The 13,879-nt window shown below is 62.8% G+C and carries 11 protein-coding genes; 9 read left to right on the top strand and 2 right to left on the bottom strand.

The annotated features are described in order from the left end of the window. Nucleotides 1–117 precede the first annotated feature (117 nt). The 9 genes from CH286_RS21245 (at nt 118) to CH286_RS21205 (ending at nt 10,854) form a co-directional block, all read left to right on the top strand. Nucleotides 118–1,503: a serine/threonine-protein kinase gene (locus CH286_RS21245; protein WP_094610322.1), complete on the top strand. Its 1,386-nt coding sequence runs from the start codon at nt 118–120 to the stop codon at nt 1,501–1,503. 28 nt (nt 1,504–1,531) lie between these two features. Continuing rightward, nucleotides 1,532–2,866, top strand: a complete 1,335-nt coding sequence (locus tag CH286_RS21240; RefSeq protein WP_032403492.1) for a flavin monoamine oxidase family protein — start codon at nt 1,532–1,534, stop codon at nt 2,864–2,866. A gap of 214 nt (nt 2,867–3,080) precedes the next feature. Then, nucleotides 3,081–5,144: an AMP-binding protein gene (locus tag CH286_RS21235; RefSeq protein ID WP_037150333.1), complete on the top strand. Its 2,064-nt coding sequence runs from the start codon at nt 3,081–3,083 to the stop codon at nt 5,142–5,144. A gap of 647 nt (nt 5,145–5,791) precedes the next feature. Further along, nucleotides 5,792–6,016, top strand: a complete 225-nt coding sequence (locus CH286_RS27900) for a hypothetical protein (protein WP_094610321.1) — start codon at nt 5,792–5,794, stop codon at nt 6,014–6,016. A gap of 317 nt (nt 6,017–6,333) precedes the next feature. Then, nucleotides 6,334–6,774 carry a carboxymuconolactone decarboxylase family protein gene (locus tag CH286_RS21225; RefSeq protein ID WP_094610320.1) on the top strand — a complete coding sequence of 147 codons (441 nt, stop codon included), beginning with the start codon at nt 6,334–6,336 and terminating at the stop codon, nt 6,772–6,774. Between the two features lie 49 nt (nt 6,775–6,823). Continuing rightward, nucleotides 6,824–7,405 (top strand): hypothetical protein, encoded by a 582-nt coding sequence (locus CH286_RS21220; protein ID WP_094610319.1) that lies wholly within the window; start codon nt 6,824–6,826, stop codon nt 7,403–7,405. Between the two features lie 55 nt (nt 7,406–7,460). Beyond that, nucleotides 7,461–8,279 (top strand): Fpg/Nei family DNA glycosylase, encoded by an 819-nt coding sequence (locus CH286_RS21215; protein ID WP_094610318.1) that lies wholly within the window; start codon nt 7,461–7,463, stop codon nt 8,277–8,279. 155 nt (nt 8,280–8,434) lie between these two features. Continuing rightward, nucleotides 8,435–10,282 (top strand): DEAD/DEAH box helicase, encoded by a 1,848-nt coding sequence (locus tag CH286_RS21210; protein WP_094610406.1) that lies wholly within the window; start codon nt 8,435–8,437, stop codon nt 10,280–10,282. Beyond that, complete coding sequence (locus CH286_RS21205; RefSeq protein ID WP_094610317.1) at nt 10,282–10,854, top strand: hypothetical protein; 573 nt, start codon at nt 10,282–10,284, stop codon at nt 10,852–10,854. The genes CH286_RS21210 and CH286_RS21205 overlap by 1 nt, the downstream gene beginning before the upstream one ends. 21 nt (nt 10,855–10,875) lie before the next feature. Here CH286_RS21205 and CH286_RS21200 read toward each other — a convergent pair whose 3' ends face one another. Continuing rightward, a complete protein-coding gene (locus tag CH286_RS21200; protein ID WP_094610316.1) occupies nt 10,876–11,340 on the bottom strand; it encodes an SRPBCC family protein in 465 nt (154 codons plus the stop codon). Between the two features lie 99 nt (nt 11,341–11,439). Next, nucleotides 11,440–13,431, bottom strand: a complete 1,992-nt coding sequence (locus CH286_RS21195; protein ID WP_094610315.1) for a TerD family protein — start codon at nt 13,429–13,431, stop codon at nt 11,440–11,442. Nucleotides 13,432–13,879 lie beyond the last annotated feature (448 nt).

Raw genomic sequence — 13,879 nt, 5'->3', positions numbered from 1 at the left:
ACCCGGTGAATCATCATGCCCGACGGAACCTCCGTGTCGAGAACGGACTGCACTCCGAACGACGATCGGTTGGCTATAAGGTGCTCGGAGTAGTCGACGAACGGCGGGTGAATCACGATGGAGGAGGATGCCCGTTCTCGCGCTGCTCAGGATCGTCTGTTCGCGGGTCGATATCGACTGGGCGCAGTTCTGGGGCGCGGCGCGATGGCCGACGTGGTGCACGCAGAAGACCAGGTCCTCGGCAGGTCCGTGGCAGTGAAGATATTCCGCCACGGCGAGCCGGTGGACACGGTTCAACGGATCGACGCGGAGATTCGAACCCTGGCGTCGCTGTCGCACCCGGGCCTGGTCACGTTGTACGACGCCGGGACTGCGCCGGACGCCACAGGAATTCCGTCGCCCTATCTGGTGATGGAATTGATCGACGGACCGACACTGAACAGCTTTCGCCGGAACAGGGCGATGCACGCCGTCCACGTCGCGCGCATCGGAAGCGAGATGGCGGAGGCGCTCGCGTACATCCACGACCGGGGTGTGGTGCACCGAGACATCAAACCAGCCAACATCCTGATCGCGCACGCCCCGGACTCAGGTACGGGGCAGTGCGCCAAACTGGCCGATTTCGGCATCGCCCGCATTGTCGACTCCGATCGACTCACCGAGCACGGCACCACAGTGGGCACCGCGCACTATCTCAGCCCGGAACAGGCGACCGGTACGTCTGCGGGACCGCCGACCGACATCTACACGCTCGGCCTCGTTCTCATCGAGTGCCTCACCGGCACAATGGTATTCGAAGGTAGCGCGGTGGCCGCCGCGGTAGCGCGGCTGCACCGTGATCCCGCCGTTCCCGAGGAGCTCGGGCCGGAGTGGCACTCGCTACTGACGGCCATGACGTCTCGGCAGCCGGAGGACCGCCCGGACGCAGCTGCGGTCGCGCACCGACTGCGCAGGATCGTCCGAAGTGCAACCCCGCTCCCCCCGACTGCCGTCACACCTGTCGAGCGCACACACGTGGTTGCGGCTGCTGACCCGGTCGGCACCGCACACCGTCCTCCGCGTCGACGGTGGATGGTTCCTGGGGCGGCGGCCGCGCTCGTCCTTGCGCTCGGAGCGGGAATCGTCTGGATCGCGTCCAGCGCGGGCGAGGACCCAGGTCAGGTGCCTGCTACACCGACACCGAACGAGTCGCCGATCGCGGTGCCCACGACGCAGGTGCCTGAGCCTTCGGTAGCCACCGCCCCGAACCCGACCGACGCCGAGATGACGCCATCGTCGAATCCGGTGCTGATCCAACCCGCTGCACCTGCCGCACCACAGCAGAACGAAAGCCCCGGCAACGGCAACGGCAACGGCAATTCGAGCCCCGGCAACGAAGGCCCCGGCAACTCTGGCAACGGCAACTCCGGCAACGGCAATTCAGGCCCGGGAGACGGTAATTTGGGCCCGGGGAACCCCGGCAACGGCAATTCAGGCCCGGGAAACCCCGGTCGAGGAAACTGAGCAGGCCCACCACGTGATCGGAGCAGCTATGACCCATTTCGACACGATCGTGGTGGGAGCCGGAATATCCGGTGCTACCGCAGCCAGGATTCTGCATCGTACGGGTCGGCGAGTCGTCGTTCTCGAGGCTCGCGATCGCGTGGGCGGTCGTGTGTGGACGGTGCGCGGCGACGGCGACACCCTCGACGTCGGTGCGTCCTGGATTCACGGGATCGACAACAACCCCGTCGCCGACGCCGTGCGCGCTTTCGGTATGAGCACAGCGGAGTTCACCGTGGGCAGCTATCAACCGGATGGTCGACCGATCGCGTACTACTCCCCCACCGGTGCCAGGTTGAGCGAGTCAGCCGCCGCACGGTTCGCCGCCGACGTTCACGACTTCGACGAACGGTTTGCCAGGACCATTGCCGAGTCCCCTCCACGGACGTCGTTCGGTGATGCGGTGGAAGCGACTCTGACTCGACTGAATTGGGACATCGATCGCCTGGACCGAGTGCGCGAATTTCTGGGCCACCGAGCCGAGGAACAGCTGGGGGTAGCCCAGGGGGATCTCGACGCACACGGTTTGGACGACGACGCCATCGACGGCGACGAAGTTGTGTTTCCCGACGGCTACGACGAACTCGCCGTCTGTCTCACCGAGGGATTGGACGTTCGACTCGAACATGAGGTCACGCAGGTCCGCTGGGGCGACGAGGGAGTGGTCGTGACAACCGCAGAAGGCTCCTTCTCGGCTGATCGCGCCGTGGTGACAGTACCGATCGGAGTACTGAAGTCGCCGAATTTCACCGTCGAACCTCCGCTACCGGAACCTGTCTCGGTTGCTCTCCATCGGCTCGAAATGAACGCCTTCGAGAAAGTGTTCCTCCGATTCCCGGTGAAGTTCTGGGACGAGAACGTCTACGCAATACGGCAGCAGGGCGAAGCCGGGCGCTGGTGGCACTCGTGGTACGACGTGACCCAGCCGAATGGCAGGCCCACGCTGTTGACCTTCGCCGCGGGTCCCTGTGCACAGCAGACCCGACATTGGTCGGACGAACGTATCGGGGACTCGATTGTCCACACGTTGCGTGGCATATACGGCGACCGAGTCGTCCCGCCGGACCGTGTGTATGTCACACGGTGGCAGGACGATCCGTTCTCGTATGGTTCCTACTCCTACATGACGGTCGGTTCGCAGACGCGTGACCACGACGATCTCGCCACGCCCATCGGCGGCGTACTGCATCTCGCGGGTGAGGCCACCTGGACCGATGACCCGGCAACGGTCACCGCAGCAATGAAGTCAGGACATCGCGCCGCAGAACGCATTCTGGGCCGCACCGTTCCGTTCAGCCACGTCTGGAGCCGGTCGGACAGGTAAGAAGTCTCGCAAAAATCGGGCGCTATGGGTCGTTCGCGCCGAGTTGTCGGCTGTCGAGAACCGAGTTCGGCCGATTCCACCCCCCGAAACCGTGCACCGGGATTAGCATAGCGATTTCATCCAGGCGGATGACCCGTTCCAAGAGCTCGCCGCCATCCCCTGGTCGGTGCTGATGCGACGTTGTCGTCCGCCTCGGCGGGTACAGGGGTGGGGAATGGTTTCGGACGTCATCGACTGCAAGGTTGTGTTCGCACACGACGTCGAGCAGGTATGCGAGGTCTTGAGCGCGGTCGAGTTGTTCCCACGCTACTTCCCCGGTCTCGAATACTGCACGTTGCGTGACACCGCCACCGGGTATCGATGCGGCGTCGGCGGCGTCGAGCACAACCTCGAGTTCGTCGTGAACCGGCGCAATCAACCGATCATCACCATCGAGCACGTCGAGTCCGGTGGCTTCATCAGATTCACCCTCACCAGACGATCGGCCGGCGAGACGAAGATCGATGTCACCGTATTCAAGGCTGGTCTCGGCGGCGCATATGCACCCCAGCCCGAACACAACCGCGCGGTCGTCGACTGGGTCATGGGAGGCCTTCGCAGACTGGAGAATTCTCTTTCCGGCACCGCTGACTCCATTGTCTCGAACAGCGGCGACTCCCGGTCGCTGCAATTGGCGATCCTGAAGACGATGGTGGGAACGGGCGTCGTCCGTGCCGCACGTCCCGACCGCGCGTACCGGCAGCTGAACTCGCTGGCGAAGTGGGGCTTCACATTGGGAGGCGGATTCGCGGCCGCTACGGCGAAGTCACCGGACGAGATAGCCGTTGTCGACGACCGAGGGACCCGTACGTTCGCGGAGATCCACCACCGGTCACACCGCATCGCAGCAGGTCTCGATGCATCGGGGATTCGTCCCGGGACTACGGTCGGAATTCTGGCCCGTAACCACTCGGCCATGATCGAATGCACTGTCGCGTGCGGCATGCTCGGAGTCGAGGTCGTGCTTCTCAACACCGGCCTCGCGGCGCGTCAGATCGAGACGATTGCCGCCCGCCATGAGCTCCGAATGCTGTTCGTCGACGACGAATTCGACTCGATGGTTCGCTACTTGCCTGACGACGTCACCCGAGTCAGTCTCTCTTCTCATACCGCCGTTCCGCGGCGGCGCACCCTCGAGCATTTCGTCGCACCGCCGTCCGCCACCTTCGCACGGCCGGATCGCCCTGGGTCGGTCGTCGTGTTGACATCAGGGACCAGCGGGTCGCCCAAGGGCGCGCTCCGTCCCACCCCGAGGGGTTTCGGCACCATCGCCGCCATGTTGTCTCGGATGCCTCTCAAGACGAACGAGCGGATGCTCATAGCAGCACCCATGTTTCACAGCTGGGGGCTCGCAGCCTTGCAGATCAGCACTTCGTTGCGAGCCACGGTGGTGCTCCAGGATCGATTCGATGCCGAAGACTGCCTGCGTGCAGTCGAGGAGAATCGATGCACCTCGTTGATAGCCGTACCCATCATGCTGCAACGAATACTCGATCTGCCCGAATCGGTGCGATCCCGTTACGACACCTCCAGCCTGCGCGTCGTCGCCTGCAGCGGTTCGGCGTTGACCGCGTCGACAGTCAGCCGGTTCATGAACGTCTTCGGCGACATTCTCTACAACTTCTACGGGTCCACCGAGGTCTCGTGGGCCACGATCGCCACACCCGATGACCTGCGCGCGTCACCTGGCACCGCCGGACGTCCGCCGCTCGGCACGACCATCGCTGTGCTCGACGCCGAGGGCACCGCCGTGCCGGTGGGAAGCCTCGGCCGCATTTTCGTCGGTAACGACATGCTGTTCGACGGTTACACCAACGCCGAACCTCCGCCCACCGCGTCTGCACGTGGAGCCTCGCTGATGGACACCGGAGATCTCGGGTACATCGACTGCAACGGGCGGTTGTTCGTGTGCGGTAGGGACGACGAGATGATCATCTCAGGTGGTGAGAACGTCTTTCCGGGACCGGTCGAGGATGCGATTGCCAATCTCCCTCAGGTCGGCGAGGTCGCAGTTGTCGGTGTGCCCGACAGCGAGTACGGACAACGTCTTGCAGCCTTCGTCGTCGGCCGCGGTGCGGCAGGCCTCGATGCAGACATGGTGCGTGCCTACATTCGAAACCGGCTGAGCCGCTTCTGCGTTCCCCGCGACATCACGTTCCTCGACGAACTCCCCCGAACTGCGACCGGCAAAGTGATCAAGAGAATGCTGATCGAACCCCCGACCGCCGCCGGAATGTGAACCGGGTGGGCATACGACCGACCGGATTCGCCTCCTGATTGTCGTCCGAACAGTATCCCGATGCCGGCGAGGTGCGGGCTCCTTGTAGTTCGGGTTCGCCTTGTACGAGTGGGTTCGTTGATTGGGCACGTCAGGAATCGAGTGGAAACGCTGTCCTCCAGCAAGTGGGCACGATCGAATCTGCTACGAACAGCATTCCTCGACCCCCGTGGCGTACCACGCCGAACCCGGCAGTCCGTCCGCAGACGCCGAACAGCGGTAGTCGATCGATTCTCCTCGACGCGTGGGTACTATCTCAGTTGTTTGACTATTCAGAATCTGAGACTGTTTGCCGGAGTCAGTACTGACACGAGTTCTCCGCACAGCCGATACGGGAGGGACGCGAATCGAAATGCCTCAGCAATCCGAAGAGCCTCAGGGAAACCCGACCCAGAAACGCCGCGAACATTCGTCCTTTCTCCAGCTGTTCCTCGAAGCCACTCGCGAGGAACGCTCGACCTGCGACAACGGGTCCACGCACGGCGACGGACCGACTGGTCGTCGCTGATCGGATCGGCAGCGTTCTCGACCCCAACACATCCGCAGGCGTTTGACAGTGGCGCGCTCATGGCCGACGGTGGGGAGTACGGACGAACAGGGAGGCACCGATGGACACCGTATTGGCTCTCGTCGCCGTCGTCACGGTTCTTGTTGTCTTCGTCGCGATAGCGCGCTTACTTCGCTCCAGGATGCGGAGCGGACGCTTTCACGGAATCGAAAGCTCGGTCGGCGGTTCGGCGTTCATGGGAGCTACACGCAAACCGGGTATCGCCCCACCTGATCGTGGCGATTCACTCACTGACACCAGTCGATCCGAGGCGTCGCCGAAGTAGGTCACCCCAACGGAACGGACGCAGCGGCCAGGCCCGGTGTGATGATTCCACCGCACCTGACGAGGCAGCCCCACCCACCTTCTTTGCCGCCGGTAAGTCCGACCGTGCCGGCCTGCTCTCCGACGACAGCAAGAGTTGCGCAAACAGCAAGTCTACGAACAATTTTTATGCGAACAACCTCCGATAGCTTCGGTGAGCAAGTCTGTTCGATCCCCCACCCCCGCACTCGGTCAGGACAAGGTTTGCGATCGAATCGAGACCCCATCATCGACGCCTGACATGATCTGACGACATCACGGCAGACGAGAGGCAGCAGCATGATCGACGACGAGTTCACCACAGACGACAAAGGTCCGCGCTTTCGGGACGGACTCGCCGTTCGACAAGACGTGATGGGTGAAGAATTCGTCGAGCGGGCCTTCGCCGATGCCGAGCACACCGACTCCGCTGCACTTCAAGCTTTCGTCACCGACACCGTGTGGGGAGGTGTATGGACACGCCCCGGACTCGATCACCGCAGCCGCAGTCTGCTCAACCTCGGAATTCTCATCGCGTTGCGCGCGCACGAGGAGCTCGCGGGCCACGTGCGCGGAGCGCTTCGCAACGGACTCACCAGAACGGAAATCACCGAAAGCGTCATTCACACAGCGGGTTACTGCGGAGCACCGGCCGCGCTGGCGGCGATGCGCGTGGTGCAGAGAGTGCTCGACGCCGAACTCGGACCGCTCGATACGGCGGGCAAGTCGAACAACCGATGACGGCACATCCTGTCGCTCGAGGTGTATCTCGATCCGACACAATAACGACGTGAGCTTCGAATTGTGTGAAAACGCGTCGGCCGGTCAGTGGCTGCTCGATCAGAATCTCCCCTGGTATCACTTGGCCGGTCGGGGTCCGATCGGGTTCGAGAAGTACGCGCGGGTGTTGTTCATACCCGATCCCGACTTTCCGGGGCAATCCACCGGCGACGTCGAATTCGAACAGAAGATCAGCGAACTGGCGCAGGTCGGCGTGGCACTCGACGTCCTGTCTGGCTACACGACCACGCCGGACGAGTGCTACTTCGCTCTATGGGACGGATGGAGTTCGATCGACATCGCCTCACAGCCGAAGTTCAAGGTCCCCAACCGTGACTACTTTCTCTTTCGAGGTTCACTCGCGGACTACGAGAATTGGAGCAGTGACGATCCACTCCTCTGGCCGTATGGCGACTCACCAGATCCCGCGTTCATCTGGCCTGCCGACCGTGCGTGGTGCATCACCAACGATGTCGACCCTCACTTCGCCACGGTTGCAGGCAACGCCGAGGCTGTCGATCGTGTTCTGGCCGAGACGGCCATAGATACCGTCACCGACCACCCCGACATCGAGCCGTCCTACTGGGACTGACCCACTCTGATCGGCCCGCCGCGCTTACTGCTCACGAATTGGGTACCCCGGATCCATGCCCGAACTACCCGAAGTCGAAAACGCCCGACAGGTCGTCGAAAAAGCCCTCGATCGTGTCATCGTCGACATCGATGACACCGACTCCTTCGAGTGCCGACCGCACATGCCAGGCGATATTGCCCGGGCACTGACGGGCGGGAAACTCACCGAGGCGCGTCGACAGGGCAAGGCGATGTGGTGCGAAACCGTCACGGCCGACGGCTCGAGCGGCCCGACCCTGGGCATTCACCTCGGCATGGGTGGCCGTGTCATCGTCACCGCTCCCGACGGGGCGCGGACGTCGCAATACGGAGGTGGCGATCCCCACGTCGGTGAGCGCCCGACAGACAAACCGGAGTGGACGCGCTTCTCCATGACGTTCGACGACGGTGGGCAGCTTCGACTCTTCGACAAGCGCCGTCTCGGCCGGGTTCGACTCGAACCCGACATCGACGCTCTCGGACCGGATGCCGCGGAGATCACCCGCGACGACTTCCGTGACCGAATCGGTTCCAGCGGTGCGCCTCTCAAAGCACGACTGCTCGACCAAGCGGCACTAGCGGGAGTCGGCAATCTACTGGCCGACGAGGTGCTGTGGCAGAGCCAGCAATCCCCGTCCAGGCGCGCCAAGACGCTCACGACGGAGGAACTCGACGAACTGCGCGTTGTTCTGCGCCGCGCGATCAGATCAGCGATAAAGAAGGGTGGTGTGCACACCGGGGAAATCATTCCGTTCCGAAAAGCGGACGCGGCCTGCCCTCGCTGTGGTGCGCCGATGGCTCGCGGAACGGTGGGTGGCCGCACGACGTGGTGGTGTTCGCGCGAGCAATCCTGATCCGGTCCATCGCGTGGATCATTCTCGATGGCACTGTAGGACAGTAATTTTCGGAAAAGTCAAGCTGATTCCGGATGCGGCACAATGCCACCGGACGGCGTACGGTGTTGGCAGCTTCGGACCCAGCCGAGGCAGCGAACTTCGCCGGAGGGTGCATGCTTTCGACCGCCGACACAGACCCAGATCCGCACGTTACCTACTTGCCGCACCGTCATTGTTTCGCTGTCTGGCACAGCACGCCCGAAGCGACGCTTGTCGGAGAGTCCACTCCCATCGAGCTTGTGGTCCCCGGCGCGGATGGAACCGTTGCCGTCCGCACTGTGGAAGCGCAACTCATAGCCGCGAACGGTGGTGAGCTGCGAACCGCAGCCGGCTCTTCGGGAAGTCCTTCGGCACGGGGATGGTCGTCGATCTTGCACCACATCGAGCACAACCCTGACCTGAATCTGGTTCCTCCAGCGCTGGTCGACGCACTTCCGCCTGCCGCACATGCAGTTCCCAATGCCGGTGGCTCCAGTGTGCAGACTGCACACGGTGCCGCTGACGCGCTCCGCGCCAGCCTGCGCATGCAGAACGATCTGACCGAGAGTGCGTCGACGTTCACCCCGAGGCCCTATCAACTGCACGGTGCGTCCTGGGTGCCGACGGTTCAAGAGGTCGGCGGCGGCGGAATCCTCGCCGACGAGATGGGGCTGGGCAAAACGCTCCAGGCCATTTCGCACATGATCGTCGGAGCGCGGCAAGGCGAGGGCAGCTATCTGGTCGTCTGCCCGACGTCGCTGATCAGCAACTGGCGACGAGAAATCGAGAACTTTTCCGACGGCGAATTGGTCGTCAACGTGTACCGCGGCCCATCCCGCACCCTCGAGCAATGCGCCGACGCAGGCTCGGTGACGGTCACCGGGTACCCCACCCTGCGCACCGACACAGACCGATTGAGTGACATCTCCTGGAGCACTGTGTTTTTCGATGAGGCACATGTCATGAAGAACTCGCGGACCAAAATCGCTCGCGCCGCGCGTCGGCTGAAGTCCACCACTCGGATCGCCCTGACCGGCACGCCCGTGGAGAACCGAATGGACGAACTCTGGGCACTGATCGATCTCACCAATCCCGGACTGCTCGGAACTCGGGCGCGGTTCACCCGCCGGTTCTCTGCACCCATCGAGCAGGGAGGCTCGGCGGCCGCACTCGCTCAACTGTCGAGCGCGATCGCGCCGGTCGTCCTCCGCCGAACCAAAGCCGAGGTTGCGACAGATCTGCCGCCGAAGCACCACATCGATGTTCTCTGTCCGATCTCGAACGAGCAAGCGTCACTGTACAACTCGGCCGTCGAGGAAGCATTCGATACCGGCTTCGGCTCGAACCGCGCACGAGGGACAGCGGTGTTGGCGCTACTGACCTCGCTCAAACTGATCTGCAACCATCCTGGGCTCGTCAACGGCGACTTGTCTCGATTGGCCGATCGCTCCGGCAAACTCGACAGGCTCACCGACATCGTCGAGGAACTCGCTGAATCCTCTCGAGCTGCGCTCGTGTTCACTCAGTACCGTCGGACCGGAGAGATACTGGCGGAGCATCTCGAAGGCCTCACCGGTGCCCCGATTCCGTTCTTTCACGGCGGGCTCGACGTGGACAAGCGCGACAAGACGATCGACGAATTTCAGAACAGCGACCGATCCCCCGTCATGGTTCTCAGTCTGAGGGCGGCGGGGTACGGCCTCAATCTCACCCGCGCCAGCACGGTGATTCACTACGACCGATGGTGGAACCCCGCGGTCGAAGCGCAAGCCACCGACCGGGCTCACCGAATCGGCCAGAAGTCTCGCGTGACAGTCATTGCACTGACGACGGAAGGAACATTGGAGGAGCACATCGCATCACTCCATACACGCAAGAAGGCGATCGCTGGTTTGACCGAGAGCAACAACGAGTTGGCCCTGGCGGCGCTCGACGACTCGACGTTGCGAGAAACGCTGTCGCTGCGGGCGGTGGCGCGCTGATGGCTACAACACCGCAGCCTGCGGCCTTCGGCTCGACGCCGTGGGGCAAAGATTGGATCCGGCGAGTCGAACCCATCACCGTCACCCGGCCGAACCCGATGCTCCCGCGGGCGCGCAGCCTGGTGCGCAATGATTCAGTCTCCCTGAACCACAACAACATCGGCGAGTTTCGCTGCGTCGTGTCCGCGGGCAAAAGGAGCGAGACCGCCGTGCTCTCACTCCCCCGTTATTCGGCAACCGAACGGAAGTCGGTGCTGCGCATCCTTGCCCGCCACACGCGAGGCGGTACAACCAGCGGTGACCTCCCCGATGAGGTCCACGCCGAACTTGTCGCGAGTAAGCTGTCGCCGGTCCCAGACAACACCGAAGCATCGTGCACGTGCTCCGGGCGAATCGACCCGTGCCTCCACGTGACGGCCGCTACCTACGCCATCAGTCTGATCGTCGATCAGATGCCGACGTCGGCGTTGGCCGTCCGTGGAGTCGATCTGTTGGCCGCGACTACGTCGAAGGAAGTTCCTCGACGCTGGATGCCGGTCGACAGTCTCGACAGCACAGCGTTCTTCGGATGATCTGAGATCTGCGGCCCGAAATCAGGACGTCGCTTCGACTGCCAATCGAGCAAGCGTGTCGTTCAGCTGATCCTCGGTGACCAGAGGAAACTTGATCTGCTCGAGCAGCTTCTTGTCCGTGACCTTGGACCAGTCGTAGGTGTGGCGGACCAGCGTCTCGTTGGGGCCCTGAGACTCCAACTCCCACAACCACTCCCAGCCGGGAGGCTCGTTACCGGCGGGAGCGGTCTTCCAGGCGAGCAGCTTGTCCTTGATGTAACCGCTCACCACGTTGTCGGTCTGGTACTCGCCGCCCATGTGATCGCCCTGCATGTTCATCGTGAACTTCTCGCCGACCTTCTGAATCCGGTCGGCGTGGTCCACGCTGCGCACGAAGCCTGATCCATCGAGCGCCTGATGCCGCTCGGGATTGGACAGGACGTCGAATACTGCGTCGACGGGTGCTTCGATGGTGCGTTCGACTGTGAGCTTTGCGTTGTCGGTCATATATTCTCTGTGCCCAGTCGACGGGCTCCCCAATCATGGCTACGCCCGAAAGTCGATGCACAGTGCAGCCTGCCTGGTGAGGAACCTCCGATGGCGCGGTCAGTCGGCCATGGTCTCGGCGGATACTGCTTCCGGTGCCGAGGGGACCCATCGCTTCAGAGGTTGCACGACGTCCCGATAGAACGCGTCGAGACCGTCGGTCACACTTCCGATGAAGCTAGCTGCGGATCCCGAGCGCTTGCTGCCCATCTTGGTCGGTGACGTCAGCGTGAAGTACTGCAGTTCACTGGTCCGGCCTGCGGTCAACGATTTCGTATCCGCTCGCACGGTCGCCAGGTTCTCGCACGAAACTTCGCCTGGGTCTGCGAACACGGCCTCGACCAGGATGTCGGCGGGCGCGTTCTTCAATTGCTTGAGTAGCCACGACGCTCTCCGAAGAGCAGTCCCGTCGGTCGGCGCGTCTATCGCGGTACTGCACTGAATCTTGTTGGTGCGCATGTCGGCTTCGACGGTGACATCTCCGGCTGCATCCGGGATGCGCAACGTGGCCGAGAGGCAGCCGGAGGCGACGAGCTGCTCGACGATGTACTCGTTGCGCGCCTGGGGGTCGGCACTGAACTTTCTGGGGAGGTGGTGCTTCACCGGAACGCCGAGGTCGGCCGTCATCCGCAGCGCCAGATGCCTGGAGAGCGATGCCCATGTATTCGCCACCGACATGGCTTTGACATCACTCGACCGGAGGGTTCCGGCGGTGACGGAGTCACGAACTGCCACCCAGTGGCGACCCATGTCGACGAACTCCGTCGCGCCGGACTTCGGGTGCGTCAGATATCGGACGAACTCGCTCAGAATCCATACCTGCAGTGAGTCGGCAAGGTCGCCGTGTGACAACAACATCCGAGCCTCGTGGATAACCTCGGACCACGAGATATGCCGCAGCGATACCTTGTTCAGCTTGGTCTTGTTCACCTGGACCGGGAGCTCACCGGCGGAGGCCGGTATGTCGTTGGACAAACTCAGAACGGTCTCGTATCTGTGACGCTTCGCGACATCGAGGTAGTTCTCGAGCTGCTCCTTCTGGAGCTTGCCGGTGCCGGTCTTCACTTCCAGCAACGCGGTCCACACTTGGCCCGCGCGCGATACTCGGAACACACCGTCGGGAATGACCTTGCCCTCGCCCTTGACGAACTGCACTTCGAGATAGCCCTCGAATGGACCGGACGGCGCTCCGGCGTGTGCGCAGATTGCGCGGGCGAACGGACGAACCGCCTGCATCGTCGCGATCAGTGCCGAGGTGGCCCTCTTCTCCTGCTCCTCACCGGATCCGACACCGGAAACGGAGAACAGGCGAGCCGTCTGCCACCCTTCTCCCCCGGCCAGGGTGAACTGAGGCGGCGCGATCTTCTTGGCAATCGGCTTCTTGGTGCGAACGCCGCGTTTCGGGGGTTCGACATCGACAACCGAGACGTCGACGATCTCACCGGTCGTGTCGACGGCTTGCACGTGCGAGTCCGCGACCTCGACAACGACCACATCGTTCACTGACGCTTCAGGCTCACTGTCGTCGACGTCTACGCCGAAGTCTTGTGCCAAACCACCCAATCCGGATTCCCAGCCCTGCCCGACCGCTCGTAGTTTCCACGCTCCGTTCCGCCGATACACCTCTCCGAACACCAACGCACGTTCCGACGACGCATCGGCGGTCAGGAACTCCCCCAGTACCGAACCGGTCTGATCCCGCACCTGCATCGACAGTTTCCCGAAGTCACCCAACGGAACATCGTCGGAGCTGCCCGCGATGACCACCTTGTCGACTTCGGCTGCGAGAGAATCGAGATGGATCGATACTCGTTCTTGTTTTCCTTCGTCGGTGCTACTGCTCCCGCGGTAGCGCACGGTCGCGTCCTCGGACTCCGGCTGGTTGTAGAAGACGAAGTCTGCATCGGACCGAACGTGTCCGCTCGAATTCACCAGCAGCGTAGACGCATCGAGATCTCGCTCCGGGTCGACCCAGGACACGATGACATCCAACTCGGTCACGTCGTCTGGTAGGGAGATGTTTTGGCCCTTGACGAGAATGGGTGAACTCACGCTGACACGCTCCTGTCGGACAAAACGGACTCGAACCGTGCAGCTTATGCAAAACCGCTTCGGCGATAGTCGTCCTCGCTCGACAATTCATTCATTCGACCTACCGACCGCCCGGCGCAATCTGGGCCGAGCATGGAAATGGGTCGCAACTGCGCGGGTTCACAGAAACTCGCGGACGATAGCGGCGCAACTCGCGCGTGGGTGGAGCATCAACCCCTGAGGGACAACCGCATTCGCAGACTGGCGACCATCAAACGCCTCCTGCGGCCGCCAGCACAGCCTCGCGTTGGATCCGGCAAAACCACTGCCGTCTACCGATCGGCTCCGGCCCACCCCTTCCCTCATACCCCCACGGGTACTTGCATACCCCCCTAGGTATGTGTCACAGTAGTGATGTACCCGCCAGAAAGGACCGCCATGTGCTACCCCGTCCCGTGCCCGGCATGCG

The sequence above is a fragment of the Rhodococcus sp. WWJCD1 genome (assembly GCF_002258735.1).
Taxonomy (GTDB): domain Bacteria; phylum Actinomycetota; class Actinomycetes; order Mycobacteriales; family Mycobacteriaceae; genus Rhodococcoides.
This window is presented reverse-complemented; position numbering and strand designations above follow the sequence as displayed.

Bases quoted from the DNA above. Each gene is read 5' to 3' on its own strand.
- CH286_RS21245 (WP_094610322.1), top strand. From the start codon at position 118: ATGGAGGAGGATGCCCGTTCTCGCGCTGCTCAGGATCGTCTGTTCGCG.
- CH286_RS21240 (WP_032403492.1), top strand. From the start codon at position 1,532: ATGACCCATTTCGACACGATCGTGGTGGGAGCCGGAATATCCGGTGCT.
- CH286_RS21235 (WP_037150333.1), top strand. From the start codon at position 3,081: ATGGTTTCGGACGTCATCGACTGCAAGGTTGTGTTCGCACACGACGTC.
- CH286_RS27900 (WP_094610321.1), top strand. From the start codon at position 5,792: ATGGACACCGTATTGGCTCTCGTCGCCGTCGTCACGGTTCTTGTTGTC.
- CH286_RS21225 (WP_094610320.1), top strand. From the start codon at position 6,334: ATGATCGACGACGAGTTCACCACAGACGACAAAGGTCCGCGCTTTCGG.
- CH286_RS21215 (WP_094610318.1), top strand. From the start codon at position 7,461: ATGCCCGAACTACCCGAAGTCGAAAACGCCCGACAGGTCGTCGAAAAA.
- CH286_RS21210 (WP_094610406.1), top strand. From the start codon at position 8,435: ATGCTTTCGACCGCCGACACAGACCCAGATCCGCACGTTACCTACTTG.
- CH286_RS21205 (WP_094610317.1), top strand. From the start codon at position 10,282: ATGGCTACAACACCGCAGCCTGCGGCCTTCGGCTCGACGCCGTGGGGC.
- CH286_RS21200 (WP_094610316.1), bottom strand. From the start codon at position 11,340: ATGACCGACAACGCAAAGCTCACAGTCGAACGCACCATCGAAGCACCC.